Genomic DNA, 25,692 nt, shown 5'->3' on the forward strand with positions numbered 1-25,692 from the left:
TTTATTAAATTAATATTTGAGTTAGTTTCTTATTATTTAGGCATATCAGGTAATTTCCATCCTTCACGATATGTATGCTTGATCAGTTCCTGAGCAAAAGCCTGCGCATTAACTGGCTCTGTCCAAGTTTTCTTAAAGCTTGGATGACCATTCTTAATAGTAAAACCATCTTTAATGACAGAACGAACAGTAGCATTCGGATCAATATTGGTAAACGTCATATTCGGTCCGTCCCACAGCAACTCTTGGTTGAGCGACTGTAATCTGATAGCAAGTACACCCATTACTACCATTTCATTGAAAGGACCAGCTTCGCTAAACGAAGAGGCAGTTTGTATACGACTAGACGGTTTTTCCTTACATGCGCGTACAAAATCCATTTCGTGAGATTCCTGAATTTCACGTAACACCTTTGGAGAATCTGGATTTCTTCCTGACAATAACCATGGATTAATACCGTAGCTACCACAGATAAGAGTATCTTTTGTTCCATGGAAAATGACACCACCACCATGATCATTCAGATCTTTGTGTGGAGGCAATCCTTCAGGACGCATTGGTTTTAAACCTCCATCATACCAAATAACTTCAACCTCCGGCATTGCTACCTTCGGCATATTATCACGAGCAGGGAAAGTATATTTCACCATCTGAGCAGTTGGTGCACAATCAGATAACAATAATGTAGAACTACCTTGTACTTTAGTAGGATAAGTTAATTTTAATCCTTTGAATACTGGATGAAGGATATGGCAAGCCATATCACCTAATGCACCTGTTCCAAAATCCCACCAACCACGCCAGTTCCATGGAGTATAACATGAATTATAATCCCGATATTGAGCCGGGCCAAGGAATAAATCCCAATCCAATGTTTCAGGAACTGCTTCACCTATTTCCGGACGATTGAGTCCCTGTGGCCAGATAGGACGATCTGTAAACGCTTCCACTTTAGTGACTTCTCCAATTTCACCATTCCATATCCATTCACAGACTTTACGAACACCCGGAGCAGAAGAGCCCTGATTACCCATCTGTGTAGCTACATTATATTTTTCAGCCAATTTTGTCAATAAGCGTGATTCATATACCGTATGGGTTAGTGGTTTCTCGCAATAAACGTTCTTCCCCATCATAATAGCTTCCGACGCAATGATAGCATGAGTATGATCAGGCGTTGCTATCATTACAGCATCCGCAGATTTTCCTAATTTATCGAACATAATACGATAGTCACGAAATCGCTTTGCTTTCGGGTATTTCTTGAATACATGATCGCTATAGTTCCAATCTACATCACAAAGCCCAATAATGTTTTGGCTTGACAAACCATTCAGCACACTAGCACCACGGCCTCCGATCCCGACACCTAAAATATTTATTTTATCACTTGGCGACACATGACCATGACTCTTACCTAAAATAATGTTAGGAGCAATAGATATACCTGCTAACGCCGCAGCTCCCGTTTTGATAAATTGTCTCCTCGAAATGTTTGACATAAGTTATAGTATTAAGGCTTAATTAAAGATTCTAGATTATTATTCTGCAATAATCCATATCCATTTTTCATATTCTTTCTACGTTCGCGAATTTTTTCCAGTGTCCTCAGATTACCAATAGAAGGCAAGTCATGTGTTTGAGCATCTTCCAAGAAAGTCCAGGCATATTCCGAAGCAATGGCAGAATCACGCATAGACGGCAATCGAGGATTACGTATTCCTGTTTCTATAGAATCTGCAAATAAATCACATAAAGCATCGATATTTTTCCCACCAAAGGGTTTCTCCAAATGAATAGTCTCATGAACCCCATGAAGATCAACTTTTGCCATTTGAAAATCATGAGTCATATGAGCAATACCTTTTGTTCCGATGATATCCACATATGAATTATGGGTTTGATCTTTAGACAACTGCCCATATACAAATCCTTGTGTGATATCAAAAACTACTCCATTCTGAAAAGTACCATGACACTGTACCCACCAAGGATCTTTATAATTCCACATATTGATACCTTGAGCATGCCATGTTTTATAATCACAACCAGCATACCAGCGAGCGATGTCTACATAATGCATACCACAATCGTGGAAAGCGGGACCTTCATACTCATGTCCCTCACCCGGTGCTAATCCGGGAGTCATGTGGCAAATACGCAAAATTGCTAATTCACCGATTTCACCTCTATCTATAAATTGTTTGATTTCCCGATGATACCAGGAATTTCGAAGATATAAATTAACGGTAGAAAGGCGGTCAGTATTTTCTGTAAGTTCTACCACTTCCCATTCTCTATCAACCGTGTCTGCAACTGGTTTCTCTGAAATAATGTGTTTTCCGCTACGAATAGCACGTTCAATCTGTTTCTTACGAGAATCTGCTAATGCAAAAAGTCCAACTACTTGCACACTTTCATCATCAAATATAACTTGTTCATCAGCTACAACTTTAGATTCCGGTGAGAGTACTTTAGCTAGTTCACGGGAGTCAGCACTTACATCACAAATGTACGCAATTTCCCATCGGCCACTCTTTTGCATCTCTTCTAAATAAAATCGTCCCATGCGACCGAAACCGATCAGTCCAACTTTAATTTTCATATTATTTCTGTTTAGTTATTCAAAGTATTATATATAATAAGGTATAAAGTTCAATATTAAATTTCCAGACATTCCTGAAAACATGTGGTCATTTTTAAATATCTTAGCAAGTTCGTGTTTCATATTTCCATGCCTATTAGTAGCTACGCAACAAATGTACGGCAATTGGCAAGAAAATGGAAGCATACTTATATAAATAAATATAAAAATAACACAAAAAAGCATTAGTGCCTTATTATTATTACTGAAATGAAACCATTTGCTTAATATTTAATAAAAAGCAGACTATTTCTTTATATTACCAACTCCTGATTTTAATCAATCAACAACCTAAGTTCAGCCCAAAGTACAATTTACAATTAAAAGACTCCAAGACTTAAAAGTATTTAATGCCCATCAAGCAATTCCCAACAATTCAACCTCAAATATCAATGTTGAAAAAGCGGGAATCGGACCTGAAGCACGCGAACCATATCCCATCGTATACGGAATATAAATAACCCATTTATCCCCTATGTGCATTTGCTGAAGAGCTAATTGCCAGCCTTCTATCACATCACTAAGACGAAAAGCCTCCGGACAACCACGTTCATAAGAATTATCAAATTCTCTACCATTTATCAAACTGCCTTTATAATGTACTGTTACAATATTACGTACATTAGGTGAAATATTTGCCGTACTACTCTCCAATACTTTATAATATATATTACACGACAATGAACAAATACCTTCTTGCCGGGAAAGTTCACTAATAAACTGTAGATTCTTTTCTTTATACTCTTCTTTTCTTCCCATTACAAAATTTATTTTTATACAAAAATAAGAAGAAACTTCCATAAAATCTGTATATTTGCTTATTGAATCTTAAAAACACCTTCGTTATGGAACTAACCAGAACTAGATGCAGCAAAGCTGCCGGACTATTCTTTCTTATTTCGATAATTTTAGTCCTATCTTCATGCTCAAGCAGCAGTCAGAAGGACATTATACCTTCCGCTGAGTATGCTCCATATGTGAATGCATATATAGGAGGAGTAATTTCACAAAATTCTACCATACGAATTGAACTAGCCCAAGACCAGCCAATGGTAGATCTTAACAACGAGTTAAAAGATGATCCTTTTCATTTTTCTCCTTCCATAAAAGGAAAAGCATATTGGATTAATAATAATACCATTGAATTCGTTCCCGAAGAAGGGGGCTTAAAACCCGGAGAATTTTACGAAGGAATATTTGAATTAGGAAACTTTGTAGAAGTGGATAAACGCTTGAAAAAATTCAATTTTTCATTCCGGGTACAAGAACGCAACTTTACTTTACATACAGAACCAATAACGATCACCGCTACTCAACCGGATGTAGTCACCGTAAATGGAACGATCCGTTTCAGTGACGCTATAAAAAAAGAAGAAGTTAATAAAATGCTGACTATCGGCAATGGTGGAAATACTCCTATTGAAATAACTGCAACAGATAATCCTACCCGCTACGAATTTGTCATTAGCCAGATTCCAAGAAAACAAGAAGAGTATCAGTTAAAAATAACAGCCAATGGAAAAGTAGCCGACATAGACCGGATACAAGAAGAAGAGATATTAATTCCCGCCAAAGGTAACTTCCGTTTTCTTTCTGCTAAGCGTATTGACCAACCGGAAAATGGAATTGAAGTTATTTTCTCCGATCCCGTTTCTAATACACAAGACTTAAAAGGGTTAATTGAAGTACCGGAGGTCTCATCTTCCATTTCGCAGATTAAAGACAATAAAGTCTTTATATATTTCGACACCAATCAACTAAATCAACTAACTTTAAAAATTCATGAAGGAGTAAAAAGCAGTCAGGGAAAGACATTAAATACATCTCAATCGATCTCATTCAGCGAACAGAATCTAAAACCACAGGTAGAAATGAGTACTTCTGCTGCTATCCTACCCGATTCCAAAAGTCTAATTATTCCATTCCGTGCTGTAAATCTATACGCAGTAGACATTAACATTATTCGCATTTTTGAAAATAATGTATTAATGTTCATGCAGACGAATTCGCTTTCGTCAGCTAATGAATTACGCCGTTCAGGAAGATTGGTCTACAAAAAAACACTATGGCTCGCTAAAGACTCTTCAAAAGACGTTCATCGTTGGGAAGACTATTCCATTGATCTTGCCGGACTAATTCGACAAGAACCGGGAGCTATTTACCGAGTTATTCTTTCTTTCCGTCAAGAGTATTCAGCTTATCCTTGTGGAGGAGAAAACAAAGAATTACAGTTTACAAACAATGATGCAGCAAACGATTTGACTAGAATCAGTAGCGAAACATTGTCCGACGAAGAAGAAGCCGTTTGGGATACTCCGGAGGCATATTACTATTATAATGGCAGTGTACCTATGGATTGGAGTCAATATAAATGGAATGAGCGTGATAATCCCTGTCATCCTTCTTATTATATGTCATCTGACCGGGCAGCTAGTTGTAACGTTTTCGCTTCCAACTTAGGAATGATTGTGAAAAAGAATTCACTCAATAAATTATGGATTACTGTAAACAACATATTAGACACCAACCCCATCGAGAAAGCGCAAGTAACCATATACAACTTCCAATTACAGCCAATAGGAAAAGGAGAAACAAACGGGGAAGGATTCGTAGAAATCTCTCCGAAAGGAGTACCTTTTATTGCTGTTGCAGAATTTGATAAGCAAAAGGCATACGTCCGCGTTGTAGATGGAGAAGAACAATCCGTCAGTCGTTTTGACGTAGGAGGCAAAGATATTCAAAAAGGATTAAAAGGATTTATATATGGCGAAAGAGGAGTATGGCGACCAGGGGATACGCTTCACATCTCCTTTATTCTGGAAGATCGTGAAAAAAGAATCCCTGACAGACATCCTGTAGCATTGGAAATCTACAATCCCAAAGGACAGTTTTACACTAAAATGGTTTCAACTAAAGGTATGAATGGTTTTTATACATTTGATGTACCGACACAAACAAGTGATCCGACAGGAAGATGGAATGCGTATGTCAAAGTGGGAGGAACTGCCTTTCACAAGAGCCTGTTGATTGAAACCGTAAAGCCCAACCGATTAAAGATCGACCTGTCTATGCCTACCATTTTGCAAGCTACCTATAAGGAAGTTTATGCAATTCTTACCTCTGCATGGCTAACTGGTGCTAAGGCGTCCCAGCTAAAAACCAAAGTTGAAATGACCTTATCTAAGGTTAATACTCAATTCAAGAATTACAACCAGTATATTTTTAATAATCCAGCAACAGATTTTACGACAATGAAATCTGATGTATTCAGCGGTGTACTGGACGAGAAAGGAATGGTAGGATTCACTATAAATCTTCCGGCAGCAACTCAAGCACCAGGTATGTTGAATGCCACCTTCATCGCTCGTGTTTTCGAACCAGGAGGAGACGCAAGTATTTACACACATAGCGTTCCATTTTCCCCATTTGACTCATATGTAGGAATTAATCTTAACCAGCCTAAAGGGAAATATATCGAAACAGATAAAGACCATATATTCGATATTGTAACTGTTGATGAACAAGGACAGTTAGTAGATCGTTCCAATCTGGAATATAAAATATATCGAATCGATTGGAGTTGGTGGTGGGATAATAGTGAAGCATCAATTGGGACCTACATCAATAGTAGTTCCTTTACTCCTGTAGCCAGTGGCAATCTACAAACGACAAGAGGAAAAGCAACCTTTAAATTTCGTGTCAATTATCCGGATTGGGGACGTTATTTGGTATATGTAAAAGATAAAGAAAGCGGACATGCAACAGGAGGTACTATCTATGTAGACTGGCCTGACTGGCGTGGACGTTCCAATAGAAGTAATCCAAGTGGAGTCAAAATGCTGGCATTCTCATTGGACAAAGATTCTTATGAAATAGGAGAAACAGTTACAGCAATTATTCCGGCTTCTGCAGGAGGACGCGCATTGGTTTCCATAGAAAATGGTTCTACAGTTTTACAACAGAAATGGACAGAAGTATCTAACGAAGGAGATACCAAAATCACTTTCAAAACAACTCCGGAAATGGCTCCGAATGTATATCTACATATTAGTTTGCTGCAACCACATGCACAAACAGTCAATGACCTACCTATTCGGATGTATGGAATTGTGCCGGTATTCGTTACCAATAGTCAGACCATACTGCAACCACAGATCAAAATGCCGGATGTATTACGTCCGGAAACTGATTTCAATGTAACAATTAGTGAGAAAACAGGTAAACCGATGACATACACTTTAGCCATCGTAGATGACGGATTACTGGATCTAACCAACTTCAAGACTCCCGATCCTTGGAATGACTTTTATGCACGTGAAGCACTCGGTATCCGTACTTGGGATATGTATGATAATGTATTGGGAGCCTCAGCCGGTCAGTACAATTCATTATTCAGTACAGGTGGTGATGCAACACTGAAACCAGCAGATACCAAAGCAAATCGTTTCAAACCAGTAGTCAAGTTTATCGGCCCATTCTATTTAGGAAAAAGCAAGCAACAAACACATACGTTGAAACTTCCAATGTATGTAGGTTCCGTACGTACAATGGTGATTGCCGGACAAGACGGTGCATATGGCAATGCGGAAAAGACATCATCTGTCCGAACTCCTCTGATGTTGCTATCCAGTTTGCCACGAGTACTCAGTACGCAGGAGGAAATTACCGTTCCGGTAAATATCTTTGCAATGGAGAATCAGGTAAAGAATGTAACCGTATCATTAAAAGTTTCTGGTGGAGGTGTACAGATTAGCGGTCCACAACAACAAACACTTACATTCAATCAACCCGGAGATCAATTAACCTTCTTCACACTGAAAACGGGTAATCAAACAGGAAAAGCAACCATTCATCTGACTGCAAGTGGCGGAGGACAACAGACTCAGGAAACTATTGAAATAGAAGTGCGAAATCCGAATCCGGTAGTTACATTACGTAATAGCCAATGGATTGAAACAGGACAAGAAGCTGAACTATCTTATAACTTAGAAGGCTCTTCATCCGCCAACAATCATGTACAACTGGAAGTATCACGTATACCGTCAGTAGACATCAGCCGTCGATTCGATTTTCTGTATAATTATCAACACCAATGTACGGAGCAATTAACATCTAAAGCATTGCCTCTCTTATTTGTTTCCCAATTCAAAACAGTGGATGAGAAAGAGACTGAAAAGATAAAAACAAATATTCAGGAAGCTATCCGCCAGATTTACGCACGCCAACTTCCTAACGGAGGATTTGTGTATTGGCCAGGAAATGCTGTCGCCGACGAATGGATTACTTCTTACACTGGAATGTTCTTGACGCTTGCACAAGAAAAAGGATATGCTGTTCATCCAAATGTATTTAACAAATGGAAACGATTCCAACGAGCAGCCGCACAAAATTGGCGAATGCCTCAGGATGCAAGTGAATGGCAATTATGGCAATCTGAGTTGCAACAAGCATTCCGTCTATACACCCTTGCGCTAGCCGATGCACCGGAGTATGGAGCTATGAACCGAATGAAGGAACAAAAAGGGTTATCTCTTCAGGCAAAATGGAGACTGGCAGCAGCTTATGCATTAACCGGAAAGATGAAACCGGCAGAAGAACTGGTATACAATGCAGAAACTACAGTAATCCCCTATTCTTCTGCAAATCAGATTTATGGTTCGTATGATAGAGACGAAGCTATGATTCTAGAAACATTGCTTCTGATGAATCGTGAACGAGAAGCTTTACAACAAGCAAAAAAAGTATCTCAAAATCTGGCAGAAGAAAATTGGTTCAGCACCCAATCAACAGCTTTTGCTCTCATGGCAATGGGACGTCTCGCCGAAAAGTTATCCGGAACTCTGGACTTTGCATGGAAATGGAATGGCCAACAACAACCTGCTGTAAAATCGGCTAAAGCTGTATTTGAGAAAGAGCTTGCTACTTCTCCGAAGTCCGGAACTGTTTCTATCAAAAATCTGGGCAAAGGAGCTCTGAATGCAGATATTATCACACGTATCCAACTCGTAAACGATACTTTACCTGCTATGTCAGACAACATTCGTCTGGATGTGAGATACGTCAGTACAGAAGGACTACCTATTTCCATTGAAGACATCAAACAGGGAACAGACTTTATGGCTATCACTTCCGTATCTAATATTAGTGGCACTTCCGACTATAATAATCTAGCCCTGACACATATTATACCATCCGGATGGGAAATATATAATGAGCGTATATTTATTCCTGAAGAGCCGGCAACTACGGAATCAACTGGTACTACAGAAAATAAGAATCGTCCATTTACTTATCAGGATATTCGTGACGACCGAGTACTCACTTATTTCAATTTGCGTCGTGGCGAACAGAAAACATTTACTGTCAGGTTACAAGCCACCTATGCAGGTAACTTTATCCTTCCTGCGATTCAATGCGAAGCGATGTACGACGCAGCTGTGCAAGCACGTACCAAAGCGGGAAGAACGACTGTCAGCCGCTAACATTTAGTTTATGGGAGGTAAGCTAATAAAATTCTTAAAACATTTATCCATCACTCGGAAAGTAATGCTTAGTTGCATTACTCTTCTGGTGATCGGATATATCTTCTGCCTACCCAGACAATTATTCCATGTCCCCTATTCCACAGTCGTTACAGATCGAAACGGAGAACTGTTGGGAGCCCGTATTGCATCTGACGGTCAATGGCGTTTTCCTCCACGTGCAACAACACCGGAGAAAATAAAGCAATGTCTTATCACTTTTGAAGATAAACATTTTTATCATCATTGGGGAGTGAATCCGTTATCTATCGGAAGAGCGTTCTATCAAAATACAAAAAACAAACGCGTAGTAAGTGGAGGAAGTACTCTTACCATGCAAACAATCCGGTTAGCCAGAAACAAATCACGCACCGTCAGCGAAAAGCTTATTGAAATGGTTTTAGCTACCCGGTTGGAATTCCGTGCTACTAAAGAGGAAATTCTATCCATGTATATATCACATGCACCATTCGGAGGTAATGTAGTAGGTCTGGATGCAGCTTCCTGGCGTTACTTCGGACATTCTGCCGAAGATTTATCATGGGCAGAATCGGCTATGTTGGCCGTTTTACCCAATGCACCTGCCATGATCCACTTATCAAAAGGAAGAACCACTCTGTTAGCCAAACGTAACCGATTATTAAAACAACTGCTTGAGAAAAAAATAATCGATTCATCAACCTACGAATTGGCTATCAGTGAACCGCTTCCGGACGAACCACACCCATTACCTCAAATAGCACCTCACCTGGTTAGTCGCTTCTATCAAGAACGAAATGGAGCATATTCCCGTTCAACCATCGACCGAGGTATCCAGACTCAAATAGAGGACATGGCAGAACGATGGAGTAATGAATTCAGTCGAAGTGATATCCGGAATCTTGCAATTCTGATTATTGACATTCCCACCAATCAGGTTATCGCTTATTGTGGCAATGTACACTTTGAGCAACAGAAAGGAGGATATCAGGTCGATATCATTCAAGCCCCCAGAAGTACGGGCAGCATACTAAAACCTTTCCTCTACTATGCAATGTTAAAAGAAGGTAGTCTGTTACCACACACACTTTTACCGGATATCCCTATCAATATCAATGGATTTACTCCTCAAAATTTCAGCTTGCAATTTGAAGGTGCTGTACCAGCTTCAGAAGCTCTTGCGCGTTCATTAAACATACCGGCAGTTACTATGTTACAAAGATATGGAGTACCTAAATTTCACCACTTTCTGCAACAAATAGGATTTAAAACTATTAATAAACCTTCCTCCCATTACGGTTTATCACTTATTCTGGGAGGTGCAGAAGCTACTTTATGGGATGTGACGAATGCGTATGCCGAAATGGGACGGATATTACTTGTACAAAAAGACGACGCATACAATAAACTTTCCCAGAATGAAAAAGCACATATTCTACTTGCAATGAATGGTGAAGAAGAAACAAACACTTACGAACTATTCAATCACCAAACTAAAAATAAGCAAAGCCCATTCATCATACAAAAGGAAAAATTAAAAGAAGCTTCCGGTGCTGCCTGGCAAACACTATCCGCATTAACAGAAGTAAATCGCCCGGAAGAAATAGATTGGAAATCCATACCCTCTATGCAGACAATCGCCTGGAAAACTGGCACTAGTTATGGATTCCGGGATGCATGGGCTGTTGGTGTTACTCCTCGTTATGCAGTCGGCGTATGGGTTGGGAATGCTACCGGAGAAGGAAAACCCGGTTTGGTCGGTGCACAAACTGCCGGTCCCGTTTTATTCGATATATTTAACCTTCTTCCTTCTTCATCCTGGTTTGAACGTCCCACTGGAATCTTTGTTGAAGCAGAAGTGTGTAAGCAATCCGGCCATTTGAAAGGAAGATTCTGTGAAGAAACAGATACTCTCCTGATTCTCCCCGTCGGATTACGAACAGAAGCTTGTCCGTATCATCATCAGATCACCTTATCTGCGGATGAAAGTCACCGTGTTTACGAGAACTGTGCTAATACAGAGCCAACTATTCAGAAATCATGGTTTACTCTTCCACCTGTATGGGAATGGTATTACAAACAACACCATCCTGAATACAAACCGTTGCCTCCTTTCAAAGCTGGTTGTGGTGAAGACGCTATTCAAACAATGCAGTTCATTTATCCATCAATGAATGCGCATATCAAGCTTCCGAAACAAATGGATGGTAGTAAAGGATTCATGACTGTAGAGTTAGCACATGCCAATGCTAATGAAACTATCTTTTGGCATCTTGACAACAGTTATATAGCTCAGACACAAAACTTCCACAATATCTCGTTACAACCATCACCCGGCAAACATTTACTGACAGCTGTAGATAGCAAAGGAAATACAGTTTCCACAACATTCTTTATTGAGTGACCTACAGATTTACTATCTTTGCAAAATGAAACAGCCATTAAAAGAAAACGGAGGATTGCCGGCTTCTATCCTGTGGACCCTAGCTATTGTTGCAGGCATATCGGTAGCCAATCTCTATTATAACCAACCTTTACTTAATATGATACGCCAGGAATTAGGTGTATCGGGAGGCTGTTCAGTAAATGACCCAACAAAACAGATAATAAAACCGTTTAATAAGAAAATAAAGGCAAGCTATGAAATACGGAGTAAATAGACAGTTTTTACTTATCACCGCAGGTATCGTGTGGATTATAGCCGGCACTAATATATTGCGAATAGGAATTGTCACCTGGATGAATAGTACGCAAGATTGGATGTTTAAAATAGGCGAAGCAACAGTCGTTTTTTTATTATTCTTTGTATTTATCTTCAGAAAGCTTTATTATAAACATACCCGTCGAATTGAAGAAAAGAAAGAAGATAAAAACTGCCCTTTTTCTTTTCTCGATGTAAAAAGCTGGATTATGATGGTATTCATGATTGCATTAGGCATAACTATCCGCAGTTTGCATTTATTACCTGACAGTTTCATATCTGTCTTTTATACCGGGCTATCCATAGCACTGATTCTGACCGGAATACTTTTTATATGCTACTGGTGGCAAAAGCGTAAGTTATTACACAACTAAATCATAATAAGATGAACGTATCCAAACAAGACATTGAAAAGTTTATCCGCTTTCAACGAAATGAGATAACAGAAAGTATCGTATACGAACGACTCGCTTCTATCGAAAAGGATGAAAACAATCGTAAAGTTCTCCATCAAATTGCGGTCGAAGAAAAATCACATTATGAAATCTTAAAAAAATATACAGGAAAAGATGTGATACCTGACCGCAAGCGTGTTGCCCGCTTTTATTTTCTAGCACAAATATTGGGCATTACATTTACGATTAAATTAATGGAGTCAAGCGAAAAAAATGCGCATCACAACTACGATAAATATACCAATATTCCCGACCTACAACGTCTCGCTCGTGACGAAGAAGTACATGAACAGAAGTTAATCTCCCTAATTAATGAAGAACGCCTGGAATATATGGGCTCTGTTGTCTTAGGTCTGAATGATGCACTAGTAGAATTTACAGGTGCATTAGCCGGGTTCACATTAGCACTCAGTGATCACCGGTTAATAGCACTGACAGGTAGCATAACAGGTATTGCTGCGGCTCTATCCATGGCCTCATCCGAATATCTTTCTACGAAGTCTGAAGGAGATGTAAAAAAACGTCCGGTAAAAGCTGCTGTATATACCGGTATTGCATACCTGATAACTGTAGCAGCTTTAGTTGCTCCTTTCATGCTTATCAGCAATGTAATTCTAGCCTTAGGAGTTATGCTTACAATGGCACTTATTATCATTGCATTATTCAATTACTATTATTCAGTAGCTCGTGGTGAAAGCTTCCGAAAGCGTTTTACCGAAATGGCCGTACTTAGCTTTAGTGTAGCTGGTATCAGTTTCCTGATCGGTTATGCCTTGAAAACTTTCACCGGTATAGATGCTTAATAACAAGTGATTTCATATATATCAAATAATTCAAAGATAATTTCAATTAATAAAGCGATATAAAAATAGAATGAAGAAGATTCCTTCCCCTCTCGTTTCTCTATTACCCATCATCGTTCTGGTAATATTACTTTTTGGTACTATCCACACATTTGGCAGTGATGCCTTAAATGGTGGAAGCCAAATATCGCTACTCACCACCACAGCTGTCTGCATCCTCATAGGTATGGCGATCTATAAAATACCTTGGAAAGATTATGAACTAGCCATAACGAATAACATTGCCGGAGTTGCAACAGCTATTATTATCTTGCTAATTATTGGTGCATTAAGTGGAACCTGGATGATCAGTGGAGTTGTACCGACCCTGATCTATTATGGTATGCAAATTATCCATCCCAGTTTCTTCCTTGCTTCTACCTGTATCATTTGCATTCTAATATCTGTTATGACGGGAAGTTCATGGACTACCATTGCCACTATAGGTATTGCATTGATGGGAATTGGAAAAGCACAAGGATTCGAAGAAGGATGGATTGCGGGTGCTATTATCTCCGGTGCATACTTCGGTGATAAAGTTTCTCCTTTATCAGAAACAACCATATTAGCCTCATCCGTCACAGACACACCCCTCTTTCGGCATATCCGCTATATGATGATCACAACAGTTCCTTCGATTGTCATTACTTTAATTATATTTATAGTAGCTGGTTTCTCACATGACGCAGGCAACTCTCAACATATCCCGGAAGTAGCAGCCGCCTTGAAAGAAAAGTTCCTGATCACTCCCTGGTTACTGATTGTTCCTGTAGCAACAGGAATCTTGATCGCCCGGAAAGTTCCCTCCATCATCACCTTATTCTTATCAACCTTACTAGCCGGTATTTTTGCATTGATTCTCCAGCCCGATTTACTACACGAAATTGCAGGAGCTACAACATCTAATTTTGAATCCTTATATAAAGGACTTATGATGACCATCTACGGAAAAACAAATTTGCAAACAGATAATGTCATTTTGTCTGATTTAATCTCTACACGAGGTATGTCCGGAATGATGAATACTGTTTGGCTGATTTTATGTGCAATGTGTTTTGGTGGAGCTATGACAGCAAGTGGAATGTTGGGAAGTATCACTTCACTCTTTATTAGGTTTATGAAAAATACTTTCGGTGTAGTAACTTCAACCGTATGTTCCGGCCTTTTCCTGAATATGGCAACTGCCGATCAATACATTAGTATTATTCTAACTGGAAACATATTCCGCAATATATATTATAAAAAAGGATACGAAAGTTGTTTGTTAAGTCGGACTACCGAAGATTCAGTAACTGTTACATCTGTATTGATTCCCTGGAACAGTTGTGGAATGACGCAAGCAACCATTTTGAGTGTCCCCACAATTGTGTATCTTCCATATTGTTTTTTCAACATTATCAGCCCGTTAATGAGTATCGTTGTCGCTGCTATCGGATATAAAATAGCAAGACGTTCGTGAACAATCTGGCATACACTTTGTTTTTGCAATAAACGGACAACGTATTAAACCTAAACAAAAAAAAGTTATGAAAAAGTTTATTGCATTATTAGCATTAGTATTAATGAGTGCAAGCACAATGATGTATGCACAAAGTGACGCAGCCGCACGCCGCGCAGAAAGAAAAGCTCAAAGAGACGCAGAAAGAGCAAAACTCCGTGCTGAAGAACAAGTTCAGGATATGGCTTCCTATCAAGAGGCTATACAGGCTTTAAAAAACAAACAATTTGTTCTGGAAGCCAACCAGGTCGTTTTCAGAAATGGTATGACCGCATTTGTTACCCCCAATACCAACTTTGTCTTGATGAATGGTAACAGAGCTACTGTACAAACGGCTTTCAACACCTCATATCCAGGTCCTAACGGTATCGGTGGTGTGACAGTAGATGGTAACTCAGCAGATGTGAAAATGAATATTGATAAAAAAGGAAATGTATTCTGCTCATTCAATGTTCAGGGTATAGGTATCTCGGCTCAAGTATTTATAAACATGAGCAGTGGCAGCAACAATGCTTCAGTTACCGTCAGTCCAAATTTTAATAATAACAATCTGACATTGAACGGAAACATTATTCCCCTGAACCAATCTAATATCTTCAAAGGACGTTCTTGGTAATACAAGTATAAGAATCTTATAATTACTCCGCTACAAATCGCGCAAAATGCGTACATTTGTGGCGGAGTTTTTAATTGATCCGATTCCTATATGAGAGAATATATCATTGCAGACAACCAAGATATCAGTAAGGCAGGAATGATGTTCCTATTAAGCAAACAGAAGGATGTAAGCACCCTTGTGGAAGCTGACAATAAAGTTGAACTGATTCAACTGTTACGATTGTATCCACAAGCAGTGATTATTCTGGACTATACCCTATTCGATTTTGCTGGGGCGGATGAGTTAATTGTTTTACAAGAACGGTTCAAAGAAGCAGACTGGATTTTATTTTCTGATGAGTTAAGTATAAACTTCCTTCGACAAATATTATTCAGTAGTATGGCTTTCGGAGTAGTAATGAAAGACAACTCCAAAGAGGAAATCATGACTGCCATCCAATGCGCCACGCGTAAACAGAGGTATATCTGTAATCATGTCAGTAATTTACTACTTTCAGGCAATCACACTCCCGCTGCAACAGCTGTCGAAGATCATCTATTAACCCAAACGGAAAAGAACATTTTAAAAGAAATTGCATTAGGTAAAACAACCAAAGAAATTGCTGCTGACAAGAATCTTAGTTTCCACACCATCAACAGTCACAGAAAAAATATCTTCCGCAAATTAGGAGTAAACAATGTACATGAAGCTACTAAATATGCAATGCGGGCAGGGATTGTAGATCTAGCGGAATATTATATCTGACAAAAGAGAATTTTAGCAGATGAAATCATCTAAAAAGTCCGGACCACTGCTAAGATTAATAGTTAGTCGTGATTTTCTAAATTCTGGCGATTTAACGATTTCTTTTGATATTGCATGTATCAATATCTACAATATCATCGACAAGTATTATTAGTTCCCTCTCAATCTATTAATAGAAAACTTCTTCTTGCCCTTTAAGAAACTTCTTCTGCTTTAATAGAGAAATTATTATCGCTTAAGACAAATCTATAATTGCAAGTTTCAATTATATAATTAAAACTTCCGATTGTACAATTGAAAGTTCCAATTATACAATCAAAAGTTTCATTTATAATTCATACTAAATAGAGAGAAACTTTACTATTAAAAGAGAGAAAGTTTAGTCTTAATGTAATGGAATTTATCTATTAATACTTTATTTCTCCACTACCAATACATATCTCCGACTTCGTATCATAGATAGTTCCGAACTGTCCCGGAGCAATACCTTGTATCTTTTCAGAAGACAAAACTCTGAAAAGGCCATCATCCTCTTGTATTAATTTTCCCTGTGTGAATTCAGGAGTATGGCGAATCTTAAAAGTTATTTCTGTTTCCTTCTCTGCCGGATTCCAGGGATTGTCCGTAATAAAGTGAAAGTCACCCATTCGGAATTCATTACCATACTGTGTCTCAACTCCATATCCATGGGATACGTAAATCACATTTTCCTGAACATTTTTTTTTATCACAAACCAAGGACCGCCACTCAGCCCCAAACCTTTACGTTGTCCGATGGTATGAAACCAGTAGCCATGATGTGTACCTAACTTTTTCCCTGTTTCCAACTCAATAATCGCTCCTTCCTTTTCTCCCATGAAACGACGGACGAAATCATTATAATTAATTTTGCCTAGAAAGCATATCCCCTGACTGTCTTTTCTTTTAGCACTAGGTAATCCTGCCTTTTGAGCAATTTCACGTACCTCTTTCTTCATTAATCCTCCAAGGGGAAACATAAGTTTGGAAACCTGTAAATAATCGATTTGTGCTAGGAAATCAGTCTGATCTTTTACAATATCCTTTGCTGTTCCCAACCAAACTTTACCATCACGCTGTACTGTAGTGGCATAATGTCCGGTAGCTGTGAAATCGAAATCCTTCCCTACCCGTTGTTCGAAACACCCAAACTTAATGAGTTTATTACACATAACGTCCGGATTAGGAGTCAATCCTTTCCGGATCTTATCAATTGCATAAGTAGCGACACTCTCCCAATATTCACGATGTAAATCAACGATTTGTAAAGACAAGCCATACTTGCGGGCAGTCGTAGTCGCCAATTCAATATCTTCCTCTGCCGAGCAATCCATATACTCCGCACCATCCATACCAATCTTAATATAGAATAGTTCGGGCTTAAATCCTTGTTCACAAAGAAGGTGTACGACAACCGAACTGTCTACACCTCCTGATAATAATACAGCTATACTTTTATTATGTTCCATTTTAGTTCCAATATCATCTTGCTTCTATAACGTTCATCAACAGGTTTTTGATTAGGAACCTCCTGGATATAATTCAATCCAACATTTCATCCTATCAAATCTTCGACAAAGCCTGATCTAAATCCGCAATAATATCATCAATATGCTCTGTACCGATAGATAGACGGATGGTACTTTGTTTGATTCCTTGTTCGGCAAGTTCTGCTTCATTCAACTGAGAGTGGGTAGTCGTTGCCGGATGAATTACAAGTGATTTTACATCGGCTACATTAGCCAGCAAAGAGAAGATCTCGAGACTGTCGATCACTTTATGAGCTTCTTCTTTTCCTCCTTTTATTTCGAAAGTGAAGATAGAACCTGCCCCATTAGGAAAATACTTCTGATATAAAGCATGGTCGGGATGTTCTGGTAGAGATGGGTGATTTACAACTGCTACTTTCGGATGATTCTTCAAATAGTTTACCACTTTCAAGGCATTGGACACATGACGTTCTAAACGCAAAGACAAAGTCTCCAAACCTTGCAGAAGAATGAAAGCGTTGAAAGGGCTAATGGTTGCACCCGTATCACGAAGCAAGACAGCACGAATTCTGATAGCATAAGCTGCAGGACCTGCCGCATCCACAAAACGTACTCCATGATAACTCGGATCCGGTTCCGTCAATTGTGGAAATTTTCCGGATGCTACCCAATCAAATTTTCCGGAATCGACAATTACACCTCCTAATGAAGTTCCATGGCCACCGATAAACTTAGTTGCAGAATGTACTACAATATCAGCACCGTACTCAATCGGACGAATCAAAAAAGGAGTACCGAAAGTATTATCGATAATCAAAGGAATATGATGGCGATGAGCGACTTCAGCTACTGCTTTAATATCAATCAGATTACAGTTCGGATTACCGAACGTTTCTATAAAAACAGCTTTTGTATTCTCTTGAATTGCTTTCTCAAAGTTCCCAAGATCAGAAGGATCGACGAAAGTAGTAGTTACTCCGTAAGTAGGCAATGTATGTGCCAACAGATTGTATGTACCACCATAAATTGTTTTAGCAGCCACAATGTGATCGCCGGCACGAGTAATGTTTTCAAAGGCATAAGTGATAGCTGCCGCACCGGAAGCCACAGCCAACGCAGCTACTCCACCCTCAAGAGCGGCTACCCGCTTTTCGAATACATCCTGGGTAGAGTTAGTCAGACGCCCATAAATATTTCCCGGATCCTGCAAGCCAAAGCGTGCAGCTGCATGCGCCGAATCACGAAATACATAAGACGTTGTTTGATAAATGGGGACAGCACGCGCATCTGTTGCGGGATCGGGTGTTTCTTGTCCTACATGAATTTGCAGTGTTTCAAAATGTAATTTCTTAGGTTCCATCTGTTTTCTATATTTAGAGTTAATATCTATTGTTAACTTTGATGTTGCAAAGGTAAAGGAAGATTCGCTAACAGCCTATCACATATTGAAGGCATTTTTATACCATAAATGTGGTAGATAAGCAAAGTATTTCCTACATTTGCGCACTGAAAAGCTTTTTATAATGATGAATTTAAGAAAGATAATCCTCATACCTGCACTGATTATCGCATTTATCAGTGGTTTTATCTCTTGTGGTGTAGACCGCTGGCCGGAATATGCCCACCAAACTGCTCTGGACTCCTGGATGTACGATATTATGCAACAGAACTATCTGTGGTATGGGAGCATGCCTTCTTACGATGATGTAAACCTGTTTTTAGACCCGGCCGGCTTTTTAGCTAAAGTAAAAGCAAGTAATGACAGTTACTCTTTTGTAGATTCTGTTATGGAAACTCCGCTGCCTACTTATGGGTTCGACTATTCACTGGTTCGTAGTCAGGACATTGACACTGCTTACAACGCACTGGTCACTTATGTGATCCCCGGCTCACCGGCAGAAAAAGCCGGATTACAACGAGGTAACTGGATTATGAAAGTGGATACATCCTATATCAGCAAGAAATATGAAACAGCATTACTGCAAGGTACTCAGGCTAGAGACTTGGTTATGGGAGTTTGGAAAGAAGTAATTCCTGAAGTAGAAGAAGGGGAAGAAGAACCGGAACCAGTATATAAGGTAGTGCCCAATGATATCACTTTAAAAATGGGTGCAGCCCAAATAGTAGAAGATAATCCTTTCCATAAATCTGAAATACTTGATTTAAGTACAGGAAAGGTGGGGTATCTTATGTACAACAGTTTTACAGCCGGCACGAAAGATGATCCGGAAAAATATAACAACGAATTACGTGAATGGTCGGCTGAACTTGCTCAGGAGAATATTCATAAAGTAATTCTTGACCTTCGCTACAATGCAGGAGGAACCCTAGACTGTGTACAGTTATTAAGCACTATTCTTGCTCCTTCTTATTACTTGGATCAGAATATGACTTTCTTAGAATATAATGACAAGAATATAGATAAGGATGCAACTTTAACTTTCGATCAACAACTGCTTAAGAATGGAAAGAATCTTGATCTGAACACTCTGATTGTATTAATCAGCGGAGAAACAACAGGGGCACCGGAAATGTTAATGAATAACTTAAATAACAAGGTACAAAAGCTAATTGGAATCGGCAGTTCTACGAAAGGTCAGAATGTAGCTACAGAAAAATTTATTAATGAAGAGTTTTCGTGGGCAGTTAATCCCGTAGTATGTACCGTATATAACTCGGAACATGATACCTTTAGCGGAGGATTCCAACCTCATTATTCCGTTAGTTCTTCAACAGATTATTCTACATTCTTACCTTTTGGCGATCCCAAAGAAGCATTGTTGAGTGTAGCTATCGGAGTATTAGAAGGTACCTATCCACCAACAGATCCGGACGAGCCAGAGACGGAAACGACCTCCAGCAAAAGCATTAAAATAGAAAAGAGTGTAAGCAGTCCTGCCAGCAGGAAATTTATCAGAGGATTACAACTTAAATGAAAAAGGTCATTATTTTATTAGGTGTCCTATTAGGAGTAGTCAGTTGCTCGGACGACAATGATGAGAATTCTACAAATAACCAACGAGTCATCACTTTAAATGAAGTTATGACAAGTGATTCATATCCGGTGACCAAGACTGAAAAGTTTCTATATGATCAAGGTCGATTGATGCAACACACTGTCCGTCAAACCGTACTCGAAAGCGAGATTAATTATGAAGTTAATCTTATTTATTCTGACAAGAAGGTAACCGTCGCTAGTGAAATGACCACTTTAACCTATACTTTAAATGCTGAAGGATATGCTAGTCAATGTATATACAACGAATCGGATATCCAACAACGTGAATATAAGTTTGCCTATTCTGCAGATGGATATCTGACGGAAGTCATTGAAAATATAAATGGCAAGCTCTATTCTACAATAACATTAACCTACAACGCAGATAACTTGGAATCAGTCACTTCTCACATAAATGATATCAGTAATAAAGTCCTTTATAAACCCGGTGAACAAAGTTCGCAATATTACATTCCTTGTTTAAGTTTACTAGAAACTCATCCATTTACATTGCATACTGAGGCTCTTTATGCCGGATTATTAGGAAAAGCACCTCACCACTTTACAGTTCGTACTACTCCGGAAGGAAATGACAGCGAATATACAACTTATACCTACCAAGTTAATAAAGAAGGGAATTTAACTCAAATACATAGTCAAACCACTTATTTGGGTGGAGATTCCTATAACTATTATCCCAATCGTCGCACTGTATCAATCAGCTATAGTCTCAATTAGTTCCTATAATTATTTGAAAAGTTCTCTATTTTAACTATCCACTTTCCATCTTTCCTAACACAAGATTTAATTGTAAAAGTACTAAATAAAAAAGGTAAGAACAGACTCAACTATTCTTACCTTTTTTATTTTATCTCAATCTTTAATTAACTGGAGTTACTTCTTAAAAAACTTTTCAAAAAAGAGAATCTGGTAATCGATAGAATTATTCCAATATTCACTAGTATGCCCTCCCGGACGAGTGATAAAGTCATGATCTATCTTATGCTCTAACAAACGATTATGCAAGTCCTTATTTACATTGATAAAGAAATCGGCTTCTCCGCAGTCGAAAATAATAGCTAAGTCACCATTCTGCAACTTATCAATCTGATTGATTACAGTATGAGTATCCCAAATCTCCTTATTAGAGTCGTAGTCACCTAATTGAACTGCCATATCCCAATTCTTTGGAAATGGACGAATATCAACTCCCCCACTGGTACTACCACAGGCACCAAATGTATCTTTATGGCGAATACCGTTCCACATACCTCCATGTCCACCCATGCTAAGTCCGGTGATTGCACGTCCTTTCCGGTCAGCAATCGTTTTATAATGCTCATCGATATACTTTACTAATTCTGACGAAATAAATGTTTCGTAACGAAATGACGGATTCTTCGGACAATCCCAATACCAGCTTGTCTTACCATCCGGACAAACAAATATAATACCCTTCTCGTCTGCTATCTGAGGAAGATCCGGTTTAATGCTGACCCATGTTTTAGCATTGCCCCCAAAACCATGAAGTAAATAAATAACCGGACAAGCCACAGCCTTATTCCCCATTGCAACATCCGGAGTTACAACTACCACCTGAACATCTTTATTCATGGATGGGCTTTTAACTAATAAAGTATCTACCTTGGCAGCAAAAGAAGGAGCTACCAAAGCTAATAATAAGGAAATTAATAGAAATCTTTTCATCTTTACATATATAATTTTAGATTATTCTTTCATAGTTTTCTTCCATAACGAATATAGATTCTACACCTTCATTTTCTAATGCTCCCTGAAGAATATGAGCTGTCATCGCATCTTTGCAAGTAATTAATCTTACTGTTTTCATAGCGAACAAGTTTTATTGTTCGCACAAAAATAAGATATAAAAATGAGATGATAAAACAAAATTCAACTAACTTTGCATTTACTAAACTACAATAGCATTATGAAAAGACTTTCGGCACTCTTGTTACTTTTCTGCACAGCAATCAGTCTACTTTCTGCACAACCTATCCATCAGGTGAAAGGAACTGTGATTGACAAAAACAGTCGTGAGCCGTTGGAATTCATTAATGTAATGATCACTGGTTTGAATCTAGGTGCTGTCACCGATGCAGAAGGACATTTCACCATTGAGAAAGTTCCACCGGGTATCTATCGTTTACAAGCTACCGCAATCGGATACAAAAGTGTAACGACTCCTGAATATATCTTATCAACCAAAAATCTGAATATCTCTATAGAGATGGAAGAGAATCTGACCGAACTCGATGGGGTAACAATCACTACATCACCTTTCCGACGTGATGTGGAAAGCCCTGTCAGCCTACGAATCATTGGTTTACAGGAAATAGAAAAAAGTCCGGGAGCCAATCGGGATATTTCCCGAATCGTTCAATCTTATCCGGGAGTTTCTTTCTCGCCGATAGGTTATCGCAATGACCTGATTGTACGTGGCGGATCTCCGTCCGAGAACCGTTTTTATCTTGATGAAGTAGAAATTCCCAATATCAATCATTTCAGTACGCAAGGAGCTTCCGGTGGTCCGGTAGGTATTTTAAATGCAGACTTGATTCGTGAAGTAAATTTCTATACCGGTGCCTTCCCTGCCGATAAAGGAAATGCCCTCAGCTCGGTGCTCGATTTTAAATTACGGGATGGCGACATGGAACGTAATTCTTTGAAAGCCACTCTCGGGGCTTCCGAAGTCTCTTTAGCCTCCAACGGTCATCTTGGCAAAAAGACATCGTATCTGGTATCAGTACGACAATCTTACCTGCAATTTCTGTTTGATATGTTAGGACTCCCTTTCCTACCAACTTTTACTGATGCACAATTCAAGATAAAAACCCGGTTTAATGCTCAAAATGAACTAATTGTGTTAGGATTAGGTGGAATTGATAAGATGAAGTTAAATACCAAGGCAGATAATGAGGATAACGAATACATTTTGAGTTATCTTCCCAAAATAGAACAAAGTACTTTCACTTTAGGAACTGTTTACCGTCATTATGCGGGTGCACATATACAATCGGTCGTAGTGAGTCATAGTTACATGAATAACCGTAATACCAAATATCTTCAAAATGATGAAAGTAATCCGGATAATTTAATGCTCCGACTGCGTTCTACTGAGCAAGAAACTAAATTACGTTTCGAAAACAGTTCATCCTTCGGCAACTGGAGAATTAAACTAGGTGTTAATCTGGATTATAGCCAATATACTAACACTACTTTCCAACACGTATATATCGATCGTGCACAAACGTTCGATTATCATACATATCTGGGAATAATGCGTTGGGGAATTTTCGGAACCTTTAATTACACTTCAACAGATGATCATTTCACAGCTTCTTTAGGATTAAGAACAGACGCTAATAATTATTCGTCAGCAATGAAAGATCTCTCCAATCAGTTATCGCCCCGTTTGTCTCTCTCCTATCAATTGACCGATCATTGGGCTTTAAGTGGAAATGCCGGACTCTATTACCAGCTTCCTCCTTACACCGCTCTTGGTTTTAAGAACAGCAATGGACAATTTGCCAATAAATATACACTTCAATACATGAAAGTCAGCCAGGAAAGTCTGGGAATCACCTGGCGAAAGGGAGACACTTTTGAAGCTTCCCTAGAAGGATTCTATAAAGATTATGATAAAATCCCACTTTCGATAGTAGATAATATTCCCTTGGCCTGTAAAGGTAACGATTATGGTGTAATTGGTAACGAACTTCTGACTTCTACTGCCCAAGGGCGTTCATACGGAGCAGAACTATTAATAAAATGGTTAATCGCACAAAAATTGAATTTAGCCTCATCCCTCACTCTCTTTAAAAGTGAATATCGTAACAGTAAAGAAAGTGAATACATTGCATCTGCATGGGACAATCGCTTCATCTTTAACCTGCGAGGTACTTACTATTTTCCTCACCAATGGAGTTTCGGTATGAAAGTAAGTTGCATTGGCGGAACTCCCTATACTCCATACGATGCTGACAAATCATCACTGGTAACTGCCTGGAATGCCCAAGGTAAACCTTATTATGACTATAACCAATATAATAAGGAACGATTACCCGCCTTCACTCAAGTAGATATTCGTATAGACAAAACATTCTATCTGAAACGTTGTATGCTGGGTTTCTATATTGATCTGCAAAATATCACAGCCAGCAAATTGAAACAAGCAGATGTGCTGATGAGTACTGGAAAGATAGCAAATCCCGAGGCTCCCGTAAATGAGCAACGTTACATTATGAAAGCCATCAAACAAGAAAGTGGCACATTATTACCTACTTTGGGTATTACTTTTGAATATTAATGCGACTATACATATATTACAAATCAAAAAATCACTGAAAATGAAAAAACAAATTGCACTACTGACCCTGTTACTCCTGAGCTTGAATAGTTTTGAAGCAGCCGCCCAATTTAAGAAACTCGGGAAAGCACTCCAAGCTGGAAAAGACGCTATACAAGCAGTAACTTTATCAGATGCGGATATTATCAAAATAAGCAAAGAATATATGGTATGGATGGATTCTATAAATAGGCTGACAAAACCGGATAGTGAATATGGTCAGCGATTGGAGAGACTGACCGGAAATATCAAAGAGGTAGACGGCCTACAAGTGAACTTCGGAGTATACGAAGTAGCAGATGTAAATGCCTTTGCTTGCGGAGACGGTAGTGTTCGTATTTGCGCCGGACTCATGGATGCCATGACAGACGAAGAAGTCATGGCAGTAGTAGGTCATGAAATCGGTCACGTAATTCACTCTGACTCCAAAGATGCTATGAAGAATGCGTATATTCGTTCTGCCGTAAAAAATGCAGCAGGCATAATTAGTGAAAAACTAGCCCAATTAACCGAATCTCAGCTAGGAACAATAGCTGATAATTTATCCAGTGCTCAGTTTTCTCAGAAGCAAGAAAATGAGGCTGACGACTACGGCGTTGAATTTTGTGTAAAGAACAATATCGACCCTTATGCCATGTCCAAGGCATTAGCCAAATTGGAGGAACTGTCTGCCGGTGCTCCCAAAGCGTCCTATCTGCAAAAGATGTTTTCTTCTCATCCAGACACCATGGAACGGATAGAACGAGCAAAGGCAAAAGCTGCCACCTACGCTAAGTGATATATCAAAATAGTTATCAATAGAATTTCTGTCATGCGG

General features: G+C 38.9%; 17 protein-coding genes and 2 pseudogenes. 12 read left to right on the forward strand and 7 right to left on the reverse strand.

The genetic code is table 11. From position 1 onward, the window contains the following. Positions 1–32: 32 nt before the first annotated feature. The 3 genes from CZ225_RS16155 to CZ225_RS16165 all read right to left on the reverse strand — a co-directional run bounded on the left by CZ225_RS16155 (position 33) and on the right by CZ225_RS16165 (position 3,403). Entirely contained in the window at positions 33–1,502 is a 1,470-nt protein-coding gene (locus CZ225_RS16155) for a Gfo/Idh/MocA family oxidoreductase (RefSeq protein ID WP_187367550.1), read from the reverse strand. Positions 1,503–1,513: 11 nt separating this feature from the next. Further along, entirely contained in the window at positions 1,514–2,605 is a 1,092-nt protein-coding gene (locus CZ225_RS16160; protein ID WP_077154720.1) for a Gfo/Idh/MocA family protein, read from the reverse strand. Between the two features lie 396 nt (positions 2,606–3,001). Next, a complete protein-coding gene (locus CZ225_RS16165) occupies positions 3,002–3,403 on the reverse strand; it encodes a BamJ family beta-barrel-assembly machinery protein (RefSeq protein WP_077154721.1) in 402 nt (133 codons plus the stop codon). 86 nt (positions 3,404–3,489) lie between these two features. Between CZ225_RS16165 and CZ225_RS16170 the strand changes: the two genes are divergently transcribed. From CZ225_RS16170 to CZ225_RS16205, 8 genes and pseudogenes are all read left to right on the forward strand, one after another. Then, the gene (locus CZ225_RS16170) at positions 3,490–9,126 is read left to right on the forward strand and encodes an alpha-2-macroglobulin family protein (protein WP_077154722.1); all 5,637 of its coding nucleotides are present in this window, start codon (positions 3,490–3,492) and stop codon (positions 9,124–9,126) included. 64 nt (positions 9,127–9,190) lie between these two features. Continuing rightward, complete coding sequence (gene pbpC, locus CZ225_RS16175) at positions 9,191–11,548, forward strand: penicillin-binding protein 1C (RefSeq protein ID WP_394334033.1); 2,358 nt, start codon at positions 9,191–9,193, stop codon at positions 11,546–11,548. Between the two features lie 25 nt (positions 11,549–11,573). Next, positions 11,574–11,714: pseudogene (locus CZ225_RS23435) on the forward strand (MFS transporter); the annotation flags it as partial. 70 nt (positions 11,715–11,784) lie between these two features. Further along, positions 11,785–12,219, forward strand: coding sequence for a hypothetical protein (locus tag CZ225_RS16185; RefSeq protein ID WP_077154725.1), 435 nt, complete (start codon positions 11,785–11,787; stop codon positions 12,217–12,219). A gap of 11 nt (positions 12,220–12,230) precedes the next feature. Then, positions 12,231–13,103 (forward strand): VIT1/CCC1 transporter family protein, encoded by an 873-nt coding sequence (locus CZ225_RS16190; protein ID WP_077154726.1) that lies wholly within the window; start codon positions 12,231–12,233, stop codon positions 13,101–13,103. 70 nt (positions 13,104–13,173) lie between these two features. Continuing rightward, positions 13,174–14,601, forward strand: coding sequence for a Na+/H+ antiporter NhaC family protein (locus tag CZ225_RS16195; protein ID WP_077154727.1), 1,428 nt, complete (start codon positions 13,174–13,176; stop codon positions 14,599–14,601). 67 nt (positions 14,602–14,668) lie between these two features. Then, on the forward strand, positions 14,669–15,256 hold the full coding sequence (locus tag CZ225_RS16200; RefSeq protein WP_077154728.1) for a DUF4251 domain-containing protein: 588 nt from the start codon (positions 14,669–14,671) through the stop codon (positions 15,254–15,256). Positions 15,257–15,346: 90 nt separating this feature from the next. Beyond that, positions 15,347–16,003, forward strand: a complete 657-nt coding sequence (locus tag CZ225_RS16205) for a response regulator transcription factor (protein WP_077154729.1) — start codon at positions 15,347–15,349, stop codon at positions 16,001–16,003. A gap of 407 nt (positions 16,004–16,410) precedes the next feature. On the opposite strand, the gene mnmA is transcribed toward CZ225_RS16205, so the two are convergent. Further along, entirely contained in the window at positions 16,411–17,490 is a 1,080-nt protein-coding gene (gene mnmA, locus CZ225_RS16210; protein WP_077154730.1) for a tRNA 2-thiouridine(34) synthase MnmA, read from the reverse strand. Between the two features lie 94 nt (positions 17,491–17,584). Further along, on the reverse strand, positions 17,585–18,871 hold the full coding sequence (locus CZ225_RS16215; RefSeq protein WP_077154731.1) for an O-acetylhomoserine aminocarboxypropyltransferase/cysteine synthase family protein: 1,287 nt from the start codon (positions 18,869–18,871) through the stop codon (positions 17,585–17,587). A gap of 163 nt (positions 18,872–19,034) precedes the next feature. Between CZ225_RS16215 and CZ225_RS16220 the strand changes: the two genes are divergently transcribed. Further along, positions 19,035–20,447 carry a S41 family peptidase gene (locus CZ225_RS16220; protein WP_077154732.1) on the forward strand — a complete coding sequence of 471 codons (1,413 nt, stop codon included), beginning with the start codon at positions 19,035–19,037 and terminating at the stop codon, positions 20,445–20,447. Further along, positions 20,444–21,247 carry a DUF4595 domain-containing protein gene (locus CZ225_RS16225; RefSeq protein WP_077154733.1) on the forward strand — a complete coding sequence of 268 codons (804 nt, stop codon included), beginning with the start codon at positions 20,444–20,446 and terminating at the stop codon, positions 21,245–21,247. Before CZ225_RS16220 ends, CZ225_RS16225 begins: the two co-directional genes overlap by 4 nt. 156 nt (positions 21,248–21,403) lie before the next feature. On the opposite strand, the gene CZ225_RS16230 is transcribed toward CZ225_RS16225, so the two are convergent. Together CZ225_RS16230 and CZ225_RS23440 are read right to left on the reverse strand one after the other, a co-directional pair. Then, entirely contained in the window at positions 21,404–22,216 is an 813-nt protein-coding gene (locus CZ225_RS16230) for an alpha/beta hydrolase (protein ID WP_077154734.1), read from the reverse strand. Positions 22,217–22,238: 22 nt separating this feature from the next. After that, a pseudogene (locus CZ225_RS23440) lies at positions 22,239–22,358 on the reverse strand (DUF2007 domain-containing protein); the annotation flags it as partial. A gap of 99 nt (positions 22,359–22,457) precedes the next feature. On the opposite strand from CZ225_RS23440, the gene CZ225_RS16235 reads away from it, so the two are divergent. After that, the gene (locus tag CZ225_RS16235; protein ID WP_077154735.1) at positions 22,458–24,836 is read left to right on the forward strand and encodes a TonB-dependent receptor; all 2,379 of its coding nucleotides are present in this window, start codon (positions 22,458–22,460) and stop codon (positions 24,834–24,836) included. Between the two features lie 40 nt (positions 24,837–24,876). After that, positions 24,877–25,653, forward strand: a complete 777-nt coding sequence (locus CZ225_RS16240) for a M48 family metallopeptidase (protein ID WP_077154736.1) — start codon at positions 24,877–24,879, stop codon at positions 25,651–25,653. Positions 25,654–25,692 lie beyond the last annotated feature (39 nt).

Origin of the sequence: Bacteroides bouchesdurhonensis, from assembly GCF_900155865.1 — a bacterium.
Taxonomy (GTDB): domain Bacteria; phylum Bacteroidota; class Bacteroidia; order Bacteroidales; family Bacteroidaceae; genus Bacteroides; species Bacteroides bouchesdurhonensis.